General features: G+C 30.5%; 24 protein-coding genes. 21 read left to right on the top strand and 3 right to left on the bottom strand.

Annotated elements, in window-relative coordinates:
• Positions 1–12 precede the first annotated feature (12 nt).
• Complete coding sequence (locus L988_RS04725) at positions 13–327, bottom strand: helix-turn-helix domain-containing protein (RefSeq protein WP_047382085.1); 315 nt, start codon at positions 325–327, stop codon at positions 13–15.
• A gap of 12 nt (positions 328–339) precedes the next feature.
• Positions 340–648, bottom strand: a complete 309-nt coding sequence (locus L988_RS04720; protein WP_047382082.1) for an FMN-binding protein — start codon at positions 646–648, stop codon at positions 340–342.
• Between the two features lie 174 nt (positions 649–822).
• Here L988_RS04720 and L988_RS04715 point away from each other — a divergent pair, with 174 nt between their 5' ends.
• The 4 genes from L988_RS04715 (at position 823) to L988_RS04700 (ending at position 3337) form a co-directional block, all read left to right on the top strand.
• Positions 823–1152: a helix-turn-helix domain-containing protein gene (locus L988_RS04715; RefSeq protein ID WP_052191694.1), complete on the top strand. Its 330-nt coding sequence runs from the start codon at positions 823–825 to the stop codon at positions 1150–1152.
• A 95-nt stretch (positions 1153–1247) separates the two neighbouring features.
• The gene (locus L988_RS04710; RefSeq protein ID WP_047382080.1) at positions 1248–1496 is read left to right on the top strand and encodes a thioredoxin family protein; all 249 of its coding nucleotides are present in this window, start codon (positions 1248–1250) and stop codon (positions 1494–1496) included.
• A gap of 14 nt (positions 1497–1510) precedes the next feature.
• Positions 1511–2152 (top strand): peroxiredoxin-like family protein, encoded by a 642-nt coding sequence (locus tag L988_RS04705; protein WP_047382078.1) that lies wholly within the window; start codon positions 1511–1513, stop codon positions 2150–2152.
• Between the two features lie 15 nt (positions 2153–2167).
• A complete protein-coding gene (locus L988_RS04700; RefSeq protein ID WP_052191693.1) occupies positions 2168–3337 on the top strand; it encodes a L,D-transpeptidase family protein in 1170 nt (389 codons plus the stop codon).
• 34 nt (positions 3338–3371) lie between these two features.
• On the opposite strand, the gene L988_RS04695 is transcribed toward L988_RS04700, so the two are convergent.
• Positions 3372–4070 carry a GntR family transcriptional regulator gene (locus tag L988_RS04695; protein WP_047382076.1) on the bottom strand — a complete coding sequence of 233 codons (699 nt, stop codon included), beginning with the start codon at positions 4068–4070 and terminating at the stop codon, positions 3372–3374.
• A gap of 155 nt (positions 4071–4225) precedes the next feature.
• Here L988_RS04695 and L988_RS04690 point away from each other — a divergent pair, with 155 nt between their 5' ends.
• The 17 genes from L988_RS04690 to L988_RS04610 are packed head-to-tail and all read left to right on the top strand — an operon-like array spanning position 4226 to position 22133.
• Positions 4226–5410 (top strand): CaiB/BaiF CoA-transferase family protein, encoded by a 1185-nt coding sequence (locus L988_RS04690; protein ID WP_047382074.1) that lies wholly within the window; start codon positions 4226–4228, stop codon positions 5408–5410.
• 15 nt (positions 5411–5425) lie between these two features.
• Entirely contained in the window at positions 5426–6766 is a 1341-nt protein-coding gene (locus tag L988_RS04685; protein WP_047382071.1) for an SLC13 family permease, read from the top strand.
• Positions 6767–6790: 24 nt separating this feature from the next.
• The gene (locus L988_RS04680) at positions 6791–7699 is read left to right on the top strand and encodes a hydroxymethylglutaryl-CoA lyase (RefSeq protein ID WP_047382070.1); all 909 of its coding nucleotides are present in this window, start codon (positions 6791–6793) and stop codon (positions 7697–7699) included.
• A gap of 13 nt (positions 7700–7712) precedes the next feature.
• The gene (locus L988_RS04675) at positions 7713–8660 is read left to right on the top strand and encodes a D-2-hydroxyacid dehydrogenase (RefSeq protein WP_047382069.1); all 948 of its coding nucleotides are present in this window, start codon (positions 7713–7715) and stop codon (positions 8658–8660) included.
• 27 nt (positions 8661–8687) lie between these two features.
• Positions 8688–9074: a VOC family protein gene (locus L988_RS04670; RefSeq protein ID WP_047382067.1), complete on the top strand. Its 387-nt coding sequence runs from the start codon at positions 8688–8690 to the stop codon at positions 9072–9074.
• Positions 9075–9077: 3 nt separating this feature from the next.
• A complete protein-coding gene (locus L988_RS04665) occupies positions 9078–10343 on the top strand; it encodes an SLC13 family permease (protein ID WP_047382066.1) in 1266 nt (421 codons plus the stop codon).
• A gap of 14 nt (positions 10344–10357) precedes the next feature.
• On the top strand, positions 10358–11599 hold the full coding sequence (locus tag L988_RS04660) for a glycerate kinase (protein ID WP_081982859.1): 1242 nt from the start codon (positions 10358–10360) through the stop codon (positions 11597–11599).
• 11 nt (positions 11600–11610) lie between these two features.
• Entirely contained in the window at positions 11611–12711 is a 1101-nt protein-coding gene (locus L988_RS04655; RefSeq protein WP_047382063.1) for an amidohydrolase, read from the top strand.
• Between the two features lies 1 nt (position 12712).
• Positions 12713–14287 carry an AbgT family transporter gene (locus tag L988_RS04650; protein WP_047382061.1) on the top strand — a complete coding sequence of 525 codons (1575 nt, stop codon included), beginning with the start codon at positions 12713–12715 and terminating at the stop codon, positions 14285–14287.
• 25 nt (positions 14288–14312) lie between these two features.
• On the top strand, positions 14313–15155 hold the full coding sequence (locus L988_RS13225) for an esterase family protein (protein WP_052191692.1): 843 nt from the start codon (positions 14313–14315) through the stop codon (positions 15153–15155).
• Positions 15156–15168: 13 nt separating this feature from the next.
• Positions 15169–16434: an SLC13 family permease gene (locus tag L988_RS04640; protein WP_052191691.1), complete on the top strand. Its 1266-nt coding sequence runs from the start codon at positions 15169–15171 to the stop codon at positions 16432–16434.
• 17 nt (positions 16435–16451) lie between these two features.
• Positions 16452–17732, top strand: a complete 1281-nt coding sequence (locus L988_RS04635) for a 3-isopropylmalate dehydratase large subunit (RefSeq protein ID WP_047382059.1) — start codon at positions 16452–16454, stop codon at positions 17730–17732.
• Positions 17733–17734: 2 nt separating this feature from the next.
• Positions 17735–18220: a 3-isopropylmalate dehydratase gene (locus tag L988_RS04630; RefSeq protein ID WP_047382057.1), complete on the top strand. Its 486-nt coding sequence runs from the start codon at positions 17735–17737 to the stop codon at positions 18218–18220.
• Between the two features lie 17 nt (positions 18221–18237).
• Entirely contained in the window at positions 18238–18858 is a 621-nt protein-coding gene (locus L988_RS04625) for a nucleoside recognition domain-containing protein (RefSeq protein ID WP_047382056.1), read from the top strand.
• Positions 18859–18875: 17 nt separating this feature from the next.
• Positions 18876–19325, top strand: coding sequence for a YjiG family protein (locus L988_RS04620; protein ID WP_156110684.1), 450 nt, complete (start codon positions 18876–18878; stop codon positions 19323–19325).
• A gap of 22 nt (positions 19326–19347) precedes the next feature.
• Positions 19348–20946 (top strand): amidohydrolase, encoded by a 1599-nt coding sequence (locus L988_RS04615; RefSeq protein ID WP_052191690.1) that lies wholly within the window; start codon positions 19348–19350, stop codon positions 20944–20946.
• Between the two features lie 14 nt (positions 20947–20960).
• Positions 20961–22133, top strand: a complete 1173-nt coding sequence (locus tag L988_RS04610; RefSeq protein WP_052191689.1) for a 2-methylaconitate cis-trans isomerase PrpF family protein — start codon at positions 20961–20963, stop codon at positions 22131–22133.
• Positions 22134–22149: the final 16 nt, after the last annotated feature.

Raw genomic sequence — 22149 nt, 5'->3', positions numbered from 1 at the left:
TTTTTGTTAGTATTAAATATTTTTTCCCAAATATTTTATTCCTAGCTCTTGAAATTTTGCAAGAGTGGGAATTAATTCTTTTCCGAATTCGGTTAAAACATATTCAGTGTGCTTAGGAAAAACATCATACTCAATTTTTTCAATAAGACCGTACTCAATCATATCATTTAAGTGTTGTATTAACATTTTTTCATTGCATCCAACTATAACTTTTTTTAAATCGGTTAAACGTTGATTTCCTAATCTCATTCTCCACAAGATAATAGGAATCCATTTTCCTCTTAAAATAAAAAAAACAGCTTCTAAAGGGCAAGTTATCTCTCTCATAAATTTTTTCTCCTATTTTTTTAAAGCATCACTTAAAGCTTTGATAAAGACATCGGATGTATAGCTTGCACCAGAAACATAATCGATATCAGCAGAATTATTAGTTTTAGCTCGTTTGATTAATTCAGGAATCGCTTTTTGTGAAATACTTTTTTTTGTATTATTTTCTAAAACTTGAATATCTTTAATTTTGCCATCTGAATCCTTTTCAACCTTCAATTTTATTTCATAACCGTATCTTTCGTTTTTTCCAATACCAATAGATTCGTTTGCGAAAGAAATAGCAGAAACTAAAAAACTAAATATTAAAATTTTTTTCATAAAGCTCAACTCCTTTTTGATTCTACCATATCACAAATTAAGAAACAATGTAAACTAGTTACTTTTTTGTAACTGTTCGAAATTATTTTTGACAGACTTGAGATATATGGCTATAATGAGGATAATATTAGAGTAATTTAATAAAAAATATTAAGATGCAAGAGGGGAGATTTTATGGAAATAAAAAAAATAGATCACTGTCCTGTTGAATTAACAGCACTAATTCTAGGCAAAAAATGGATTCCTACTATACTTTTTAAATTAAGAGATGGAGAGATGAGATTAGGGGAATTACAAAGAGTTTTGGGATGTAGCAAAAAAATTCTTATTGAACAATTAAATCTTCTTATTTTACATAAAATTGTTGAGAATAGAAAGGTTTATAAAGAAAATAGTGTTGAATCATATTACTATTTAACTGAGTGTGGAAGCGAACTTTTACCAATTTTAGTAGACATGAAAGCTTTCGGTTGTAAATTTGAAGAAAATATAAGTAGAAACTAAATTGTAACTAGGTAACAAAATAGTGACTAGTTGTTTTTAATTTTTTTTTATATTATCCTAAGAGCATAACAAATTTAAATCTTAGGAGGCAAAAAATGGAAAAAATTTTATTAACTTCAAAAACATGTAAGCACTGTATAACAGCAAAGGAAATTTTAAAAGATACCTCTGATTTACTAATTAAAGATATAGAGGAGAATGAAGAGTTAGGAATTAAATATGGAGTAAGAGCAGTTCCAACATTGGTAACAGTTTGTAAAATTGATGGGGTAAAGAGTTACGTTGGAACAGATAAAATTCAGGAATTTGTAAATAAATCAAAAAAAACAGCTTGTGAGTTATAAAAGGGGTGATTGAAATGGAAATTCTTGAAAAAAAATTAGCTGAAAGAAGAGAAGCAACAAAAGAGAGAGTTGCCCCGGAAACATTGACGAAGATGTTAAAGGCAACACAAAACTTAAAAAACGAAGATGTAGAAAAAAGAGCGTTTAATGTTGGGGATAAAATTGAAAATTCGAAATTACTTAATAGCTTAAGTGAAGAGGTTGAGTTGGTAAAAATCTTAGACAATAAACCAAGCATAATAAGTTTTTATAGAGGAACATGGTGTCCTTATTGTAATTTAGAGCTTGCAGCTTATAATAAAATACTTCAAAATAAAAAAGAAGTAAATATGATTGCAATATCTCCAGAAAAACCAGATAGTTCAGTGGATACAGCGAACTTGAATTTTAAAGTATTTTCAGATATTAATAATGAGCTTGCTAAAAAATTAAACTTAGCATTTGATATCACTGAGACAATAGAAGAGGTATATAAAGGATTTGGAATTGACTTAGAGGAATCACAAGGAAATAAGGATAGAATACTGCCAATACCAGCTACATATATAGTTAATTCTTCTAGAGAAATTGTTTATGCATATATAGATGCCGATTATACTAAAAGAGCTGAACCTAAAGAAGTTATAGAAAAATATTTAGAGATTTTTAACTTATAATTTAGGGTTGTTAAAATGATTAAGATTTTAAAACTTATAATAATCAATATTTTTTTTATGACTACTTTGTATGCAGAATCAAAACTTATGTTAGAAAAATACACTGAAGTAATACCTCTTGGTGTAAAGGTCAATATAAAAAATAATGAATCAGAACCAGAGTTTTTAAACTATGTATTTGTAAAAACAATAGATGCTCCAATAAGAAAAGATTCATCAATTAATTCTCAAGAAATTATGAGATTACCATATAATACCAAAATGAAAGTTTTAGAAAAAATAAAAGTTGGAAAAAATGACTGGTATAAAGTTTCCATAAAAACTACGACAGGAGAAAGTGTAATAGGTTATGTTTCTGCTAATTTAGTTTCGATAAGAAAATTTAGATTTGAAAAAATGAATAAAAAAGTTGAAGATTTATCAAACTTCCTTAAAAGTGAAGCAAAATTAGGTAAAGAGTTAGTTTCAACGAATACATATATTCCAAATCCTAAAAATGAAAATATGAATCGATTGAAAGATAAATATGGAGTTTCAGCAGATCAGAATGCTGTGGGAATGTATGGAGATGAAATAATATATATCCCTGATAGATCCTTAATGTCGATAGAATCGCTAGAGGGAGACTACGCATATGTGAATGTTTTTTCAATTCCAGAAAAACCATTAAAAGTTCATAAGAGGGTTTTGTCAAGAAATCCCGTGGTTAACTCAAATTTCAAAAAAGTTATAGTTATAGATTTAGAAAATGAAAATCAAGGAATATTTGAAAAAAATAAAAATGAAGAGTGGGAACTAATATCTTATACTTTAAATAAAACTGGATTAGAAAGTACTTTAGGATTTGAAACGCCAAAAGGAAATTTTATAGTTCCGGTAGCTAAATACGAGATGTTTTATACTGATCAGTATGGAAGGTTGGCTGGATTAGCGAAATATGCAATCAGATTTTCTGGTGGAGGATATATTCATGGAACCCCTATCGATTTTGAAGAAAATATAAATAGAGATTTTTTCTTAGAGCAGAAAGATGGTACTTTGGGAACGGTTGAAGGAACTAGAAAATGTATTAGAAATTCTGAGGCACATATTAAATTTTTATTTGACTGGATAACCAACGGAAAAGTAAATAGAAAATCAAATGATCAAAGACCAGATGAAAATGTTATGGTTATAGTTTTTTAAAGAGTAAAAAAAGGAGCTGATTTAGCTCCTTTTTTTATTTTAAAAAATAATCTGGATATTTTTGTACTAGGTTTTCGAAAGAGTTTGTAAAGTTTTTTACATGTAAATCCCTTATAGAAGATATATTATCATCATTTGTACCTTTTAGTAGGTCGATAATTCTTTGATGCTGTTCTAAGATGAATAAAATGTTATTTAGCTCAGGAGTTTCAAGAACTCTAAATCTTTCATAATGTGTGCTCGAAGAAGAAATTATATCCCAAACTTCTGCTTTGTCAATAAAGTTAAAAATAATTTTATGGAACTCTTTATCAAGATCAAATAGATTTAAAAGGTTTTCGGGTTTTTTGCAGATAGAAATAATTGATTTCATTTCCAAAAAATTTTTATCTAAATTTTTAATAAATTCTAATTTATCTTTTTTGGAAGTTTTTGCTAAAAATAATACTTCATTTTCGACAACTTTTCTTATAAATAGTGTACTTTCAACTAATTTTAGATTAATTTTAGATATAAAAGTTCCTTTTTGGGGGATAACATCAATAAGATTTTCCTCTTTTAGTTTAGCTAAGGCTTCTCTGATAGGAGACTTGCTTGCATTAAATAGTTTTTGTAATTCGCTTTCGCTTATTTTTTCTCCTGGTTTTAATGTTAATGACATAATATTATATTTCAAATTCCTATAAATGTTCTGCTTGATACTTTCATTTTTCTCAGGTTCTAGTAATTTCATAAGAAAGATCTCCTTAAATTAAATTTATTATACTTAAAGTATATTCTAAAATTATGATTAGTCAACAAATAAAAAAAATTTGACAAAAGAATCAGTTATGTAGTATATATTAAAATCAAGACGACTAGTCGACTAGAATAAAATGGAGGTAATAAATGGGTGCATTAAGTGGAGTTAGAGTTTTAGATTTAACAAGAGTGTTAGCAGGACCTTATTGTGGAATGCTTTTAGCTGACATGGGAGCTGAAGTAATAAAAATAGAGGTTCCTGGGAAAGGGGATGATAGTAGAAGTTTTGCTCCTTTTGTAAATGGAGAAAGTGCTTATTACATGAATTTAAACAGAAATAAAAAAGGAATAACTTTAAACTTAAAAAGTGAAAAAGGAAAACAAATATTTTTTGATCTTTTAAAAGATGCTGATATTTTGTTAGAGAATTTTAGACCTGGAACAATGGAAAAGTTAGGATTAGGGTATGAAACTTTAAAAAAAATAAACCCTGGAATTGTATATGGATGTGTTTCTGGCTTTGGTCATACAGGACCTTATAAAAATAGAGCTGGATATGACATCATAGGGCAAGCTGTTGGAGGATTGATGAGTACTACAGGATGGCCAGGGGGAGAACCAACAAGAACAGGAACAGCTATGGCAGATGTTTTAGCAGGATTAAGTGTTACTATTGGAGTTTTAGGTGCACTTAATCATAAAAATAAGACAGGAATAGGACAAAAAGTCGATGTCGCTTTAGTGGATTCGGTTATATCATCTATGGAAATAATTACACAAATATACTTAGTTGGCGGAAAAATACCAGAAAAAATAGGAAATAGATATGAATCTGTATATCCTTATGACTCATTTAAAGCGAAAGATGGTAGTTTAGTAATCGGCTGTGGAAACGATAAACTTTTTGGATTGTTAACTGAAATAATGAAAAGAGAAGATCTGAAAACAGATGAAAGATTTGTAATAAATTCTAAAAGAGTTGAAAATCATGCTCAGTTGAAGCCTATAATTGAAAATTGGTTAAAAGATAAAGAGATTGATGAAACGGTTGAAAAGTTATTGGCAAAAGGAATCCCTGCGGCACCGATAAATACGATAGATAAAGTTGTAGCAGATCCGCACGTATTATCAAGAGAGATGTTTGTTGAAGTTGAACACCCGATAGCTGGAAAAATGAAGCTAACTGGAAATCATTTAAAGTTTAGTGAAACACCAGCTGTAATAAAGACGCCTGCTCCACTTCTTGGTGAACATTTAGATGAAGTATTAAAAAATATTTTGAAATTAGATGAGGAGACAATTTTAAAACTGAAAGAAGAAAAAGTTTTCTAAGAAGAGGGGAAAAAAATGATTTTATCCATAGTTGCATTTTTGATGTTAGTAGTAATGACTATTTGCCTATTAAAAAATAAAACTTCTCCAATTGTAGCGTTTATAATATTTCCTTTTATAGCTGTTTTAGGAGTAGTTTTGTTTACAGATACTTTTGTCTCTTTAGGAAGCAAGAGCTATCAAGTGGTTGAAGTTGTCAATTGGGCAACAAACGGTGTTAAATTGACAATGAATAACGCTATTTTATTTATGTTTTCTATAATTTATTTTGGAATTATGAATGAGAAAGGATTGTTCGATCCAATAATAAGTTTTTTAGTTAAATATTCAGGAAAAAATAAAATTTTGATTTATATCTCAACAGCATTGATTGCTCTTGTGGGTCAATTAGATGGAGCTACAGCAACAACATATTTAGTAACTATTCCAGTTATGTTACCTATTTATAAAAAATTTAAAATGAATATTTTATCGATGTTGACAATAATTGGAGGAATAACAGGAGTTTGGAATATGATTCCTTGGGGTGGAACGGTTATAAGAACCTCTGTAGTTTTACAAAGCTTTGGAGTGGAGGTAACCCCTCAAGAGTTGTGGAAAGAGGTTTTACCACTTCAAATAGTTGGAAGTCTTGTGGTAATTATATTTGCGATATATTTTGGTAATAAAGAAAAAAGAATAGAGAGTTTAAAAACTGTTGCAGATGAGGAAAGTCAAGGGTCAAGTAATATTTACAAAATCAATTGGTTATCTTGGGGTAAAAATTTTTGTCTAACAGTAATTACGATATTGTTAATGATTAGATTTTCAAAAATACCTAGCTATTTTATATTTTTAATTGCTACCGGTATGGCTTTATTGTTGAATTTTAGCGATGGAAAGGATCAAGTTAGAGTCATAGAAAAAAATGCAGCTGTAGCATTTAACACAGCGGGGACATTTTTAGCAGCAGGAGTATTTTTAGGAATATTTAAAGAAAGTGGAATGACTAAATCGTTAGCAGATATTTTGATATATATATTTCCGACAATTCTCTTACCTCAAATAGGTAGAGTTTTGGGAAGTTTAGGAAGTGCGATTGGAATCGCTTTCAGTTCAGATTTATATTATTATTCGTTTGTTCCGGTTGTAATAGAATCAGTTGGAAACTTCAGAATTAGTCCAAAGAATATAGCGTTAGCCATGTTGATAGGACAAAACGTTGGAACAGTAATAAATCCATGCGTACCAACAACTTTTTTAGCGATTGGTTTAGCTGGAGTAGAGTTGAAAGATCATATAAAATTCAGCTTAAAATATCTACTTATAATATCTTTTGTGATGGTATTATTCGGAATTTTTTTAGGAATACTTTAAGTTTTTTATTTAGGGAGAGTGACAATGAATTACAGAAATGAAGTAGAGATAATAGAGATAGGTCCGAGAGATGGATTTCAAAATGTAACAGAATTTATAGCAACAAATAAAAAGAAAGAGATAATTGAAAAATTAATAGATGCAGGAATGAGAAGAATGCAGCTAACATCTTTTGTTTCTCCAAAACATATACCACAAATGCAAGATGCTGAAGAGATTGTTAAATACTTTTTAGAGAAATATAAAGATATTAGATTTTTTGCGTTGGTTCCTAATTATAGAGGAGCAAAGAGAGCTTTTGATATAGGCTTGAGAGAAATAACTTATGTAATTTCTGTTTCGGAGGGACATAATAAAGCCAATGTAAATAGAAGTGTGGATGAATCTTTTGAAGAGTTAAAACAAATTATTGAAGAGTTTCCAGAGATGTATGTAAATTTAGACGCAGCTACAGTATTTGGATGTCCATTTGATGGAGAGGTTACTTATGAGCAACTTGAAAAATATGTAGAAAAAGCTGTAAAAATAGGAATAACAACAATAAATTTATGTGACACAATTGGAGTTGCAAATCCGACTCAAGTGAAAAATGTTGTAGAAAATTTATTAGAGAAGTTTCCAAATATAGAGTTTCATATACATATTCACGATACAAGAAATATGGGGATGCTGAACTCTTATGTTGCAATAGAAAGTGGAATTAAGCACATTCAAGCTTCGATAGGAGGGATGGGTGGATGTCCGTTTGCCCCAGGAGCATCTGGAAATTTATCAACAGAAGATTTTGTTTATATGCTAGACAAAGTGAATATAGATACAGGAATTGATTTTAAAAAATTACTTAAAGTTGCCAAAGAGTGTAAAAAGACAATTCCAGGAGTTTACAGTGGTCATCACATAAATATAGATGAGGATTTAATATGTGTTTTTTAAAAGGAGTTAATATATGAAAATAGTTGTTTTAGATGGGTATACACTGAATCCTGGTGACTTATGTTGGGATGAATTGAAAACTTTGGGAGAGGTTGTTATTTATGACAGAACTTCTCCTGAGGAAGTTTTAGAAAGAATAGGGGACAGTAAAATTATATTTACAAATAAAACTAGAATAGATAAATCTGTTATAGATTCTTGTAAAAATTTAAAATATATAGGTGTTTTAGCAGCTGGATATAACATTGTTGATGTAGAGTATGCAAGAGAAAAAGGAATTGTGGTAACAAATACACCTGGGTATAGTAGAAAGGCTGTTGTTCAATTTGTATTTGCATTAATATTAGAGATAGCTCATCATGTTTGGGATCATAGTTTGAAGGTAAAATCTGGGGAATGGCAAAAAAGAAAAGATTTTTGTTTTTGGGACTATCCTTTAATCGAATTAGAGGGAAAAACTTTAGGGATTGTTGGAGCTGGGAATATAGGGAAAGAAAATATTCCTATAGCTAAGGCTTTTGGAATGAATGTTTTAGTTTATGACCGATATTCAAATAAAGATTCAGAAAAATATCGAGTAGAGTTAGATGAATTACTAAAGAGATCGGATATAATAACATTTCATTGTCCATTAACAATTCAAACTAAAGAACTTATACGTGAGGAAAATATCTTGAAGATGAAGAATGGAGTTATTTTAATTAATACTTCAAGAGGAGAGTTAGCTAAAGAAAGTGATGTGTATAAGTATTTAGAAAATGGGAAAATAGGATATTATGCTGCAGATGTTGCTTCAACAGAACCTATTTTAGATGAGAATATTCTTTTGAAAGCTAAAAACTGCATAATAACACCTCACATAGCTTGGGCACCAAAAGAATCAAGAGAAAGATTGTTAAAAATAGCAATAAATAACTTAAAACTTTATTTTTCTGGGGAGAGTGTAAATAAAGTAAATTAATAAAAATAAAAAAAAGGGGAAATAGATATGAAAATAAAAAATTTAGATCATTTGGTTATAACGACAAATCATTTAGAAAAATGTTTATATTTTTATGTAGATATATTAGGAATGGAGTTGGATAATCGAAACGACAGATATGCAGTTAAATTCGGAAATCAAAAAATAAATATTCATAGAGAGAAAGCAGAGTTTTTACCAGCAGCAAAAAATGTAACTTTTGGAAGTGCAGATATCTGTTTAATTGCAGAGGGAAATATTCATGATATCTATAAAGAACTGGAAGAAAAAAATGTTCCAATTGAATTAGGGATAGTTTCAAGAACAGGAGCTATGGGAAAAATCGAAAGTATCTATTTAAGAGATGCTGACGAAAATTTAGTTGAAATAAGTACTTATACAGGGGAGGAGTAAAATATGAATCCTGGTTTTATAGCTCTTATAACCCTATTTTTAGTTATAGCTTTAGGATTTTTGAAAAAAATAAATGTCGGAATATTAGCAATAACAGGAGCTGGAATTCTTTCATATTTGAACTCTAACTTTGAGCCTAGAAACATAGGAAGAGGATTCAGTGGTTCTTTATTTTTAACACTATTGGGAATCTCTTTTTTATTTTGTATTGTTCAAAATAATGGAGTTTTGGAAAAAATAGTTAAATCTTTTGTAATAAGAATAGGAAAAAAAATCTTTTTAATACCAATAATCATATATTTGGTTGGATTGCTTGTAGCAGCAGTAGGACCAGGATGTATTCCAGCAGTTATTCTTGTTTTAGCTATATCAGTTCCACTTTCTCACAAAAGTGGATACAATCCTGTGATGTTGATGTTGATTGGTTCTGCAGCAACATATGCAGGAAGATTCACAAGTATAACTCCTGAAGGAATTTTAGTAAGTAAACTTTTAAATGATCAAGGTATAACAGATATAATTAAACCTCTTTTTATAAATGCAACAATAGTAACAGTGTTGTTATCAATTATATTTTTCTTTGCATATAAAGGACATCAGGTAAAAGCAATAGAAGATGTAAATTCAACTCAAGAAGGTGAAAATCTTGAATTTGATAAAAATGATAAGTTATGTTTATTAGGGATAGCTATTTTGATTATATTTATAACAATTTTTAAAATGGATGTAGGAATAAGTGGCTTTATAATAGGCGTATTTTTGATTCTAATGAAAGTGGATACAGAGAAGAATGTTTTAAGAATTATTCCATGGAATACTATAGTTATGGTAACAGGGGTAGGAGTATTGATGAGTTTTGTAATATCTTCTGGAGGAATAAAACTTTTAACAGAATATTTATCAGCTATTATGGGGAATAGAACTGCGGGAATGATTTCTGGAATAATGGCAGGAAGTATGAGTTGGTTTTCATCAACATTAGGGGTTGTTTTACCTACGTTATTACCAACAGTAGGCGGAATAATTGAAAACTTAGGAAACAGTATTCCAGCAGCCGATATAGTGACATCCATTGCAGTTACATCATCTTTTGCCGGATTTTCACCTATGAGTACAATTGGGGCTCTTATAATATCGGCACTGTCAAGTGACGCTATTTTTTCAAAACTAGACTCCAAAAAAATTTTTATAGAACTTTTAGGATGGAGTGTATTTTGTGTAGCGTTCGTTCCAATAATGTCTTTGTTGGGATTGTTTAGATTTATTTAATAAAGGAGAATCTTATGAAAGTATTAGTGGCAATTGACTCGTTTAAAGGAAGTTTAAGTTCTTTAGAACTTGGAGAAGCGATAGAAGAAGGAATAAAGAAGGTTTATATAGATGCAGAAGTGACAAAGATACCTATAGCAGATGGTGGAGAGGGAACAGTGGTCTCTTTAGTAGAAGGAACTAATGGTGAATTTGTATCATTGAAAGTCAATAATCCACTTATGGAAAAGATTGAGGCTAGATATGGAATAATGGGGGATAAAAAAACTGCAGTTATAGAGATGGCGGAAGCTTCAGGATTGACATTGGTTCCAATTCAAAAAAGAAATCCTATGAAAACTACGACTTATGGAACAGGAGAGTTAATAAAAAATGCAATAGAAAAAGGATGTAGAGAGTTCATAATTGGAATAGGAGGAAGTGCAACAAATGATGCAGGACTAGGAATGTTACAAGCTTTAGGATATAAATTTTTAGATAAAGATAAAGTAGAGTTAGGATTTGGAGGAGAAATTTTATCTAAAGTTAAATATATTGATTCGTCAGAGGCAATTTCAGAATTAAAAAAATGTAAATTTTTAATAGCTTGTGATGTAGATAATACTTTTTATGGTGAGAATGGAGCTGCTGAAATTTATTCGAGACAAAAAGGTGCAACAGAAGAGATGGTAAAAAAACTAGATAAAGGATTAAAACATTTAGCAGAAGTTATAAAAAAAGAGATCAAGATAGATATATCAAATTTATCTGGAGCAGGTGCTGCAGGAGGTTTAGGAGGAGGTTTAGTAGCTTTTTTAAATGGAAAGCTATCTCCGGGTATAGAGATTGTGTTGGAAAAAGTTGGAATAGAAAACAAAATACAAGATGTGGATTTTGTTATAACTGGAGAGGGAAGATTAGATAATCAAACTGCTATGGGAAAAGCTCCAATAGGAGTTGCAAAGATAGCTAAAAAATTTGATGTTCCAGTCATTGCAATTGCAGGAGGAGTTACAGAAGATGCTTGGAAAACACATGAAAAAGGAATAGATAGCTTTTTTTCAGTGATAAATTACCCTATTACATTGAAGGAGGCTATGAGAAAAGAAAACGCTCACAAATTTGTCAAATCAAATATAGAAGAGATATTTAGACTTATAAAAGTTTGTGAGAAGAAAAATTTTTATAAAAATATATTAAAAAATAAAACTAAAAAGTTTTCAACAAAAGAGTTGTTTGACTTGATAATCTTTACTCTAGAGGATAAAAAAAATTAAGGAGGAAGAAATTGGGAAAAAATTATGTAGAACAACTATTTGATAGATTACACGAGATTCCTGAAAGAGGTTTTGAAGAATTTGAAACATCTAAAATATTAATTTCAGAATTGGAAAAATATGACTTCAAAATACATAAGAAAGTAGGAGGAACAGGAATAGTTGCTATTTATGATAGTGGTAAACCAGGGCCAATACTAGCTTTGAGAGCAGATATGGATGCATTAGAGTTTATAGTTGATGGAAGGGTTGTTAATATACATGCGTGTGGCCACGATGCTAACTGTGCAATGGTTATGGCAGCTGCAAAATATTGTAAAGAAAAAGGTATAAAAAAAGGTATTTTAAAAATTATATTTCAACCAGCAGAAGAATTAACGGGTGGAGCTTTAGCTATGTTAAAAGATCCAAGATTAGGAAAGATTGATGAGTTAATTGGAATTCATTTGAGACCAATCGAAGATATGAAACTTGGAGAAGCTTCAGAAGCTGTTTATCACTCTGCAACAGTTCAACTTAGATATAAAATTAAAGGACTTTCTGCTCATGGAGCAAGACCACATTTAGGAGTTAGTGCTTTAGAGGCGGCTGTATTAGCCACAAATGCTGTTAATTCAATAAAGATAAATCCAGCAGTAAATCATTCTATTAAAGTTACAAATATCTCTGTTGAAGGTAGAACATATAATAAAATTCCTTCAGAAGCATTATTGGCTTTAGATATAAGATCTGAATCAAATGAAGTTATGTCGATAATGAAGGAAAAAGTAAAAGTTGCGGTTGATATGGCAACGAAATCTATCGGAGCTACAGCAGAAGAGGTATATTTCGGAGAAGTGATTGCTGCTACTTATGATGAGGAGATGGTTCAAACTTGTAAAATAGCTATAGAAAAAGTATTGGGAAAAAGTTATGGGCGAATGGTTAATTATGGAGGTGAAGATTTCCATTATTTCACAAGAGATTTGAAGTGTAAGAGTTCCTATTTAGGTATTGGAGCAGAAGCAGTGCCAGGATTACACCATGAAAAAATGACATTTAAAAAAGAAGCTTTAACAATTGGTGAAAAAATATTGATTGAAATAGTTTCTGAACGTCTTGGGGTTGTTTAAAATGGAGATTTCAGAAAAAAGTAGTTTTAATAAAAGATTTATAAATAGATTTTTAAATGTTGTAGAGTTGATAGGTAATAAATTACCTCATCCAGTGGTACTCTTTTTAATTTTATCAATTGTGATTATTATTATCTCTGAAATTGCATTAAGGTCAAATTTAAATGTAACATATATAGGATTCAATAGAGTGACGAGCAATATTGAAGAGATGAACGTAAGGGTTAGAAGTCTTTTGAGTTCTTCTGGAGTTTTGTTTTTATTTTCTAATTTTACGAATAATTATATAAATTATGCACCGTTGGGATTGATGTTAGTAACTATAGCAGGAGTTGGATTAACGGAAAAAACAGGGCTTTTAGTAGTAATCTTAAAAAAAATTTTAATAAAAACAAATCCAAGATATATAACTTTTGTTTTAATTTTTTTAGGAGTAATGTCTAACGTTGCTGCAGATGCGATAGGATATCTGATTTTAATTCCACTTGGAGCTAAAATTTTTAAGGCTTTGAACAGGCATCCGTTAGCAGGTTTTGCAGCTACATTTTATGGAGTATCAGCAGGCTTTGCAGCAAATTTATTGATAGGTCCAGGAGATGCTATTGTTTCAGGAATAAGTACTGAAGCAGCTAAAATTTTTATTCCAAACTATACGGTTTTGCCTACTTCTAATTGGTATTTTATGATAATCTCCACTTTTTTACTTTCAGTAATCGGGGTATTTATAACTGAAAAAATGATAGAACCTAGGCTTGGTAGATATGATAGGTTAAACTCTGAAGAAAGTGAAGAGGAGAATGATATTAACTTAGAGAGTTCGCTATCAAGTGAAGAGGAGAAAGGATTAAAATTTTCTGTGATAACAATCATCGTATATATATTAGTGATGTTAATGATGCTGGTACCTGAAAATGGGGTTTTAAGAGATAACGGAAATATAAATACATTTCTTTCGAGAGGATTAATGCCAGCTATTATGTTGTTTTTTATGCTCCCAGGAACAGTTTATGGAATTGTAACTAAACAGATAACAGATTCATCATCTTTTTCTAAAATGATAATTCAATCTTTAAGTGAAGTGGGAGGATTTTTAGCATTTGCATTATTTGCATCACAATTTATAGTTTATTTTAACTATACTAATTTAGGAATTATCGCAGCTGTTAAAGGTGCAGAATTATTAAAAGAGTTTAATTTAGTTGGACTGCCATTAATTGTACTATTTTTATTGTTAACTTGTATTTTAAATCTATTTATGGGATCGGCATCTGCAAAGTGGTCAATAATGGCACCCGTATTTGTTCCAATGTTTTATAACTTAGGATTGACTCCTGAGTTTACTCAGTTGATTTTTAGAGTTGGAGACTCAAGCACAAATATAATATCTCCATTAATGACTTATTTTGCAATAATTCTTGTGTTTTTACAAAAGTATGATAAAAAAGCTGGAATAGGAAGCATAATATCTTTAATGCTTCCCTATACAGTAGTTACAATTTTGAGTTGGGGCTTATTATTAATAGGATGGTATTATTTGAATATACCTATAGGACCAAATTCGCTTGTAAGATTGTAGTAAATATCTAGGGAGCGTGTATAGAATGTTGAAGAAAAAATTGTGTTTAATAGGACTTTTGGTATTGTCGTTGACACCTTTTGGGAAAGGAGAATTAGAAGACGGAACTATTTACTCGGATGTTTTGAAGAGAAATATTTCGTATAAAGCATACATTCCTAAAGGTTATGAAAAAGGAAGAGATTTTCCAATTTTATTTCTTTTTCATGGTTTGAATGGTGATCAGAATAGTTGGTTAGGAGAAAAAAATGGAGATATAGTAAAAATTTTAGATAAACTTATAAATACAAAAAAAATAAAACCGATGGTTGTAGTGATGCCTGCTGCTGGAAACTCATGGTATGTAGATGGAAAAGAATCAATAAAAACAGCTTTTAAAAGAGATTTTTTTCCTGAAATAGATAAGCAATATAAAGTTTCGACAGATAGAATGGATAGAGGATTAGGTGGAGTATCTATGGGAGGTGCTGGAGTGATGACATTTTTCTTAGATGACCCTGAAAAATTTGGAAATCTTTTGTTAATGAGTCCTGCACTTTTTGAAGAACTTGCACCAAGACACACAGCAGTATCACCTGTAACTCAGGAAGATATAAAAAGAGAATACTATAAAAATCATTGGAAAAATTACGAGGAGAAAGAATTGAAAACTAATGTATTTTTAATAGTTGGAGATAAGGATAACTTAGAAGATAAATATGGTGAGAAAATATATCAAAAAAATGTTCTTGAACTTTTTGAAGCTTTTAGAGCAAAAAATGATGTTCCAAATTTAAGAATAGTTGATGGGGAGCATGAATGGAGCGTTTGGAGACAAGGATTAGAAGAGGGGATAGAGGTAACTTTTGGAAAAAAATTAGATAAATAAAGGAGAGGTGTCAGTGGGGATTCAAATTGGAGCATTATTTTTTTTGATATTTACTATAACTTTAGGTTTTTTAAAAAAAATGAATATAGGGGTTTTAGCGTTAGGAACATCATTGGTTTTGGGTTATATAGGAAATGTTCCAACTAGAGATATAATTAGAGGATTTAATTCATCTTTATTTTTGATGTTAGCTGGTGTGAGTATGTTGTTTGGAATAGCACAGCATAATGGAACATTAAAATTGATAGTTGTAAAAATGATTCAAATTTCTGGAAAAAGAGCGTATTTAATGCCTCTTATGATGTATGTGGTTATGTATCTTATAACTTTTTTAGGTGCAGGGACAATAGCGGGATTTGCCTTGTCGGCACTTTTTGGAATACCATTAGCAAAAGAGTTGGATTCAGATCCATTTTTGCTTACAACAATGGGACAGTTGGGATCCATTGGTGGCGGAATTGCCCCTTGGGCTCCAACAGGAATAATAGGATTAGAATTAGCTAGGAATGCTGGTATTACAGGAAATTTATCAACAACAATGATGATAAATACATTTTTAGCAACAGCATTTGCAAGCATAATATCATATATATTTTTAAAAGGATATAAATTAAAATCATCAACTAAAGAAACAGAAAAATCGAAGTTTAATAGAGATCAATTGATTACACTTTTAGCAATTTTAATAATGGTTATAGGTGTTGCAGGATTTAATATGAATATAGGTTTTTTATCCTTTTTTATAAGTGTAATTTTGATTTTTTTAAAGGTTGGAACTGAAAAAGAAGCACTTTCTTCAATACCATGGAATACACTGCTTTTGATATCAGGAATGGGAATTTTGATGAACCTGGTTGTTCTTTTAGGAGGAATAAAATTATTAGCAGATACATTAGCATTATTGATGACTCCAAAAACTTCGGCTTCAATTTTAGCTTTAACCTCAGGTGTAATGAGTTTGTTTAGTTCAACATCAGGGGTTGTTATGCCTACGATGATTCCAACAATTCCAGTGATACAAGAAACTTTAAATCTTCAAAACATAATTCCAGGAGCGCTACTTTTATCAGCTGTTATAAACGGATCATCGCCATCGGGATTAAGTCCTGTTTCAACAGGAGGAGCTTTTGTTATGGCATCTTACTCAGAGTTTTATGAAGTGAAAGGTGACGATTTTGCACAAAAATTTAAAAAACTTTTTATAATTTCTATGATGAATATGTTGATAGTAGTTCTATTTATTTTAATTGGAGGTTTTAATTTAACAATTTATAGTTAACAGGAGGATAATTGAGGATGACATTAACAGAAAAAATTTTGGCAAGAGCTGCTGGAGTTGAAAAAATAAAAGCAGGAGACATTGTTTGGGTAGATGTAGATCAAGCTATGATGGATGATATTTTAGGACCAAGAATAGAAATAGCTGAAAAAATGAAAGCGTTAAAGTTAAAAATTTGGAATCCTGAAAAAGTGACGATTATTTCAGATCATTATACTCCACCTGCAAATGCTCATCAGGCAAGTATTGTAAAATTCACAAGAGATTGGGCAAAAGAGTATGGAGTAAAAAACTATTACGAATTTGCAGGACCATGCCACCAAGTTATGGTTGAAAAAATGAGAGTTTTACCTGGGGAAGTTATTTTAGGAACTGATAGTCATACTTGTACCTATGGAGCTTTATCAGCATTTTCAACAGGGATTGGTTCGACTGAGATGCTTGGAGTTTTAGCTACAGGAAAAATATGGTTGAAAGTGCCTGAAACAATAAAAATTGAATTTAAAGGAAAAATTCCTAAAGGAGTAATGGCTAAAGATTTAATACTATCAGCTATAGGAAAAATAGGTCATGCGGGTGCAACTTATAAAGCAATGGAGTTTTCAGGAGAAGCAATAGAAAGCTTAATCATGGATGAGAGATTATGTATTACGAATATGGCTGTTGAAGCAGGAGCAAAAAATGGGATTATAAAATATGATGAGATTACAAAAAAATATTTAGAGTCATTGAATATAGATATAAAAAATAAGGATGTAGAATTCTTATCTGAAGATGGTGATGGAAAATATTTAGAAAAAATTGTAATTGATGTAGAAAAGTTAGAACCCCTATGCTCTTGCCCTCATGAAGTTGATAATGTTATAAAGGCAAAAGAATTAAAGAATATTAAAATTGATCAAGCTTATATAGGATCATGTACAGGTGGAAGATATAACGACTTGAAAATAGCGGCAGACTTCATAAAAGGGAAAAAGATAGCAGAGGGAACTAGATTGCTAATATCTCCAGCTTCAAAAGAGATATGGGATAGATGTGCAAAAGATGGAATTTTACAAATTTTATCAGATGCTGGAGCAACTGTATTAGCTTCGAGCTGTGGAGCTTGTTTAGGAATACATTCAGGAGCACTTGGAGAGGGAGAAACTTGTATATCTTCAACTAATAGAAACTTTATAGGAAGAATGGGAAGTAAAAAAAGTTCGGTATATTTAGCTTCACCACTTACAGTAATTGCCTCAGCGATTAAAGGAGAGATTGTTGATCCTAGATTTTTATCAAATGAGGAGGGTGTATAGTAATGAAGATAAATGGGAGAAGCTTAAAATATGGAGATAATATAAATACAGATATTATTTCGCCACCGGCTTATATGGAGTTACCTATAAAAGAGGCAGCTAAATATACAATGAGTCCGATTGATACAGAGTTTTCAACAATTTGTGAACCAGGGGATATTTTTGTAGCTGAAAATAATTTAGGGTCGGGTTCAAGTAGAGAAACAGCACCTTTAATGCTAAAAGAATTAGGGATAAAAGTAGTAATTGCAAAATCTTTTGCTAGAATCTTTTATAGAAATTGTATAAATTTAGGAATTTTAGCAATTCAATGTGAAGAAACAGAGAAAATTGAGATGTTTGATAATTTAGAAATAGATTATATCAATGGAATAATTTTTAACAAGAATAAAAATGAGAGATATCGTTGTGAAAAAATACCTCAACACATAATGGAGTTTGTTGAAATGGATGGTTTGATAAATTATTTAAAGAAAAACTTGAAATAAAACTGGAGGGATAAGATTTGAAAGATGGAAAAAATCAAATTGTAGGCTATATAGCATTAATTTTTATAATTGTTTTCTTTTCGGGATTATTTTCTTCAGAAGATGGAATTTTGAAAGTTTTCGATTTTTCCACTTTAAGTGGAAGCTTTGGAACGATGAGTAGAAGTACAGCAACATTTCAAGGAATAGCAGGGGATGGAGCTAAACATGGATTTTTGTTTGCGTTGAGCCTAGTTCCAGCAGTTATGTTTGCCTTAGGTGTGGTAAATGTAGTTGAAGCATATGGTGGATTAAAGGCTGGTGAAAAATTGTTGACACCAATTTTGAAACCTATACTTGGAATTTCAGGAATATTTTCAGTAGTGCTAATAACAAGTCTTCAAAGTATGGATGCAACGGCAGGATTAATTAATACTTTAGAAGAGAAAAAATTAATTACTCCAAAAGAAAAATATATAGCAGCAGCATTTGCATTTTCAGCTGGAGGAACTATAGTAAATTATTTTGCAGTTATGTCGGGGTTATTTGATTATATAAATGTTTCAATTGGCTTTCCATTAGTAATAATTTTTGGATTGAAATTTTTTGGAGCAAACCTTATGAGAGCGTATGTAACCTTTGTAAAGAAATCTATATGATATAGAAGGGGATGCAGATGAAAAAAAATATTTTTGATTATTTTATTGAAGGGTGCAGAAAAGGTTTTGATATAGGTATTAATAGTATAATTCCAAATGTTATGATGGCATTCATAATAATAAAAATACTTCAAGTAACTAATTTGTTAGAGCATATTGGAAAAGTTTTTGGACCTATTATGGGAATTTTTGGATTACCAGGAGAAACCATTACAGTTTTATTAAGCGCATGGCTATCTATGGCTGGTGGTGTTGGAGTGTTAATTGGACTATTTGATTTAGGTATTGTAGGACAAAAAGAGATAACCATAATTTTTCCTGCTATTGCATTGATGGGAGCTCAAATTCAATACATGGGGCGTCTACTTGGACCAATCGGAATAAGAGCAAATGACTATTTAATATTTTTTGGGATTTCAATTTTCAATGCTTCACTGGCTATGTTAATAATGAAAGTTTTATTGTGAAAAATCTTAAAAGGAGGTCAAAGTGAGAGAGACGATTTATTATGGTGGAGAAATAATTGTTTTTAATGAAGAGAGATATGTAGAAGCTGTGTATGTAAAAAATGGTTTGATTGAAGAGTTAGGAAAAACAGGAGAATTATTAAAGAAGTATCACAAAGCAGCATTATTTGATCTAGAAGGAAAAACATTAATTCCAGGTTTTTTTGATGCACATAGTCACTACTTTCAAGTTGGTTTAAGAGAGGGCACAGAAATAAATTTGAATAGTTATCCTATCGGAAAAATAAAAAAGTTTGAAGAAATTTTATTAAAAATAAAGCAAAAAGCTCAAAAAACTGAAAAAGGTGAATTGATAAAAGGATTCGGATTTGACGACTCTAATCTAGAAGATGGAAGATTTTTAACAAGAAAAGATTTAGATGAAATATCAGATGTTCATCCAATAATTATTAGACATATATCAGGGCATATACATTTTTTAAATACAATGGGATTGAGAATGCTTCAAATAGATGATTTTGCTGAAAACCCTGCAGATGGTATTTTTGTTAAAAATGTTGATGGGAAAGTAAATGGTGTAATAGAAGAAGCTTTAGATTTATTGAATATATATTTAGCTAAAGTAACAAATGAAGATGAAAAAGTAGCAATTGAAACAGCAAATAAGATATATTCAAAAGCTGGAATAACAACTGCGAGTACTGGAGCGACAAGAACACTTAAGGAGATTGATTTACTAAAGTGGGGACAAGAAAATAAAGTTATAAAATCCAGAATTATTTTGAATAGAAATATAGCTTTAATTGACAAATTAGATGACTTTAAATTTGATGATATGCTGATGAAAGGAACTGGAAAAACTTATCAAGATGGTTCAATTCAAGGATATACTGGTTATTTGACAAAACCATATTTTAAAGTACCAAAAGATAAAGATGAAACTTACAGAGGATATCCGATGTGGCCTAAAGATGAATTAATAAAAACTGTCAAAGCATTTCATGATAGAGGAGAACAAGTATATATCCATGGAAATGGAGATGCAGCAATAGATGATATTTTAGATGCTTTTGAAGAGTGTCAAACTAAGAATCCTGTTTCAGATGCTAGACATGTGGTCATTCACTCTCAAATGGCTAGGGAAGATCAGTTAGATAGAATGAAAAAATTAGGAGTTATTCCATCTTTTTATATATTACATACCTATTATTGGGGAGATAGACATGTAAATATTTTCATGGGACCAGATAGAGCTATGAGAATGAGTCCTTGTAAAAGTGCTCTTGATAGGGGAATTATATTTACACTTCATTCAGATTCACCTGTAGTTCCAATGGAACCATTGAAAATAATCTGGTCAGCAGTAAATAGATTGTCAACTACCGGAAGAGTGATTGGAGAAAAGCAAAAGATATCTGTTGAAGATGCATTGAAAGCATCAACTCTAAATTCAGCATATCAGTATAAACTAGAAAATGTTTTAGGCTCAATAGAGAAAGGTAAATTCGCAGATTTTGTTGTATTGTCTGAAAATATTTATAAATGTGATCCATTGAAAATTAAAGATATCGAGATTTTAAAAACTATTGTTAATGATGAAGTAATATATTCAAAAGATTAAAAAGGAGGAAATAAATGAAGTGTTGTTATTTTGAAAAAGAATCACTTGAAATAAAGTGTTCTATTGTTAGAGGTGGAACGAGTAAAGGGATTTTTATAATGGAAAACGAATTGCCAAAAGATCAAAAGTTAAGAGATAAAATTATTTTATCAATTTTTGGAAGTCCAGATGTGAGACAAATAGATGGCCTTGGCGGTGCAGATACATTAACAAGTAAATTAGCTATAATAGGACCATCAACAAGAAAAGATGCGGATATAGATTATACTTTTGGACAGGTTAGTTTTGTAGATAGTTTTGTGGATTATGGTGGAAATTGTGGAAATATATCTTCTGGAGTAGGAGTTTATGCTGTTAATAATGGATTGGTAGAAGCGATTGAACCGATAACTAAAGTAAAAGTTCATTTAACAAATACAAAAAGAATATTAGAGGTTGAAGTACCAGTTAAAAACGGAAAAGCAATAGTTAATGGAGATTTTAAAATTGATGGAGTTCCAGGTACAGGAGCAAAGATAACTCTTGATTGGTCAGATGTTGTAGGTGGGATAACAGGGAAATTACTTCCAACAGGTAATGCAAAAGATATTATTAGTATTGGAAATGAGAGTTTTGAAGTATCTGTGGTTGACGCTGGAAATATAGTTATATTTATAGAAGCAGAAAAACTTGGATTAATAGGTACAGAAACAGCATCAGAGATAGATAACAATAAAGAATTGATGAATAAAATAGAGAGAATAAGAGGAGAGATTTGCTTTAAATTAGGCTTAGTTGACTCGTGGGAAAAAGCAGCAAAAGAAACACCGTATCAACCATTTTTTGCAATGGTGAGTAGATCACAAAATTATAAAGCTTTTAATGGAATTGAAGTTTCAAAAGAGGATGTAGATATAGTTTCTAGATTAGTATTTATGCTAAAGATGCATAAAACATATCCTGTAACTGGCACTGTAGGAACGGGAGCAATAGCAAGAGTAAAGGGAAGTATAGTTTATAACTTACTTTCACAAAGAGGAAAGGAAAATGATAAAATAGAGATAGGTCATCCAGGAGGAGTTATTCCTGTGGAATCAACAGCGGAGTATATAGATAATGAATGTAAGATTACAAGACTTGGAGTGTATAGAACTGCTAGAATTATTTTGGATGGACGAGTTTTTGTAAATTTAGAAAGTATAAAATAATGTTGTTAGTTTTGAA

This window comes from Cetobacterium sp. ZWU0022 (assembly GCF_000800875.1).
GTDB lineage: Bacteria > Fusobacteriota > Fusobacteriia > Fusobacteriales > Fusobacteriaceae > Cetobacterium_A.
This window is presented reverse-complemented; position numbering and strand designations above follow the sequence as displayed.

Coding starts and splice junctions, on each gene's coding strand:
- L988_RS04725 (WP_047382085.1), bottom strand. CDS start 327: ATGAGAGAGATAACTTGCCCTTTAGAAGCTGTTTTTTTTATTTTAAGA.
- L988_RS04720 (WP_047382082.1), bottom strand. CDS start 648: ATGAAAAAAATTTTAATATTTAGTTTTTTAGTTTCTGCTATTTCTTTC.
- L988_RS04715 (WP_052191694.1), top strand. CDS start 823: ATGGAAATAAAAAAAATAGATCACTGTCCTGTTGAATTAACAGCACTA.
- L988_RS04710 (WP_047382080.1), top strand. CDS start 1,248: ATGGAAAAAATTTTATTAACTTCAAAAACATGTAAGCACTGTATAACA.
- L988_RS04705 (WP_047382078.1), top strand. CDS start 1,511: ATGGAAATTCTTGAAAAAAAATTAGCTGAAAGAAGAGAAGCAACAAAA.
- L988_RS04700 (WP_052191693.1), top strand. CDS start 2,168: ATGATTAAGATTTTAAAACTTATAATAATCAATATTTTTTTTATGACT.
- L988_RS04695 (WP_047382076.1), bottom strand. CDS start 4,070: ATGAAATTACTAGAACCTGAGAAAAATGAAAGTATCAAGCAGAACATT.
- L988_RS04690 (WP_047382074.1), top strand. CDS start 4,226: ATGGGTGCATTAAGTGGAGTTAGAGTTTTAGATTTAACAAGAGTGTTA.
- L988_RS04685 (WP_047382071.1), top strand. CDS start 5,426: ATGATTTTATCCATAGTTGCATTTTTGATGTTAGTAGTAATGACTATT.
- L988_RS04680 (WP_047382070.1), top strand. CDS start 6,791: ATGAATTACAGAAATGAAGTAGAGATAATAGAGATAGGTCCGAGAGAT.
- L988_RS04675 (WP_047382069.1), top strand. CDS start 7,713: ATGAAAATAGTTGTTTTAGATGGGTATACACTGAATCCTGGTGACTTA.
- L988_RS04670 (WP_047382067.1), top strand. CDS start 8,688: ATGAAAATAAAAAATTTAGATCATTTGGTTATAACGACAAATCATTTA.
- L988_RS04665 (WP_047382066.1), top strand. CDS start 9,078: ATGAATCCTGGTTTTATAGCTCTTATAACCCTATTTTTAGTTATAGCT.
- L988_RS04660 (WP_081982859.1), top strand. CDS start 10,358: ATGAAAGTATTAGTGGCAATTGACTCGTTTAAAGGAAGTTTAAGTTCT.
- L988_RS04650 (WP_047382061.1), top strand. CDS start 12,713: ATGGAGATTTCAGAAAAAAGTAGTTTTAATAAAAGATTTATAAATAGA.
- L988_RS13225 (WP_052191692.1), top strand. CDS start 14,313: ATGTTGAAGAAAAAATTGTGTTTAATAGGACTTTTGGTATTGTCGTTG.
- L988_RS04635 (WP_047382059.1), top strand. CDS start 16,452: ATGACATTAACAGAAAAAATTTTGGCAAGAGCTGCTGGAGTTGAAAAA.
- L988_RS04630 (WP_047382057.1), top strand. CDS start 17,735: ATGAAGATAAATGGGAGAAGCTTAAAATATGGAGATAATATAAATACA.
- L988_RS04620 (WP_156110684.1), top strand. CDS start 18,876: ATGAAAAAAAATATTTTTGATTATTTTATTGAAGGGTGCAGAAAAGGT.
- L988_RS04610 (WP_052191689.1), top strand. CDS start 20,961: ATGAAGTGTTGTTATTTTGAAAAAGAATCACTTGAAATAAAGTGTTCT.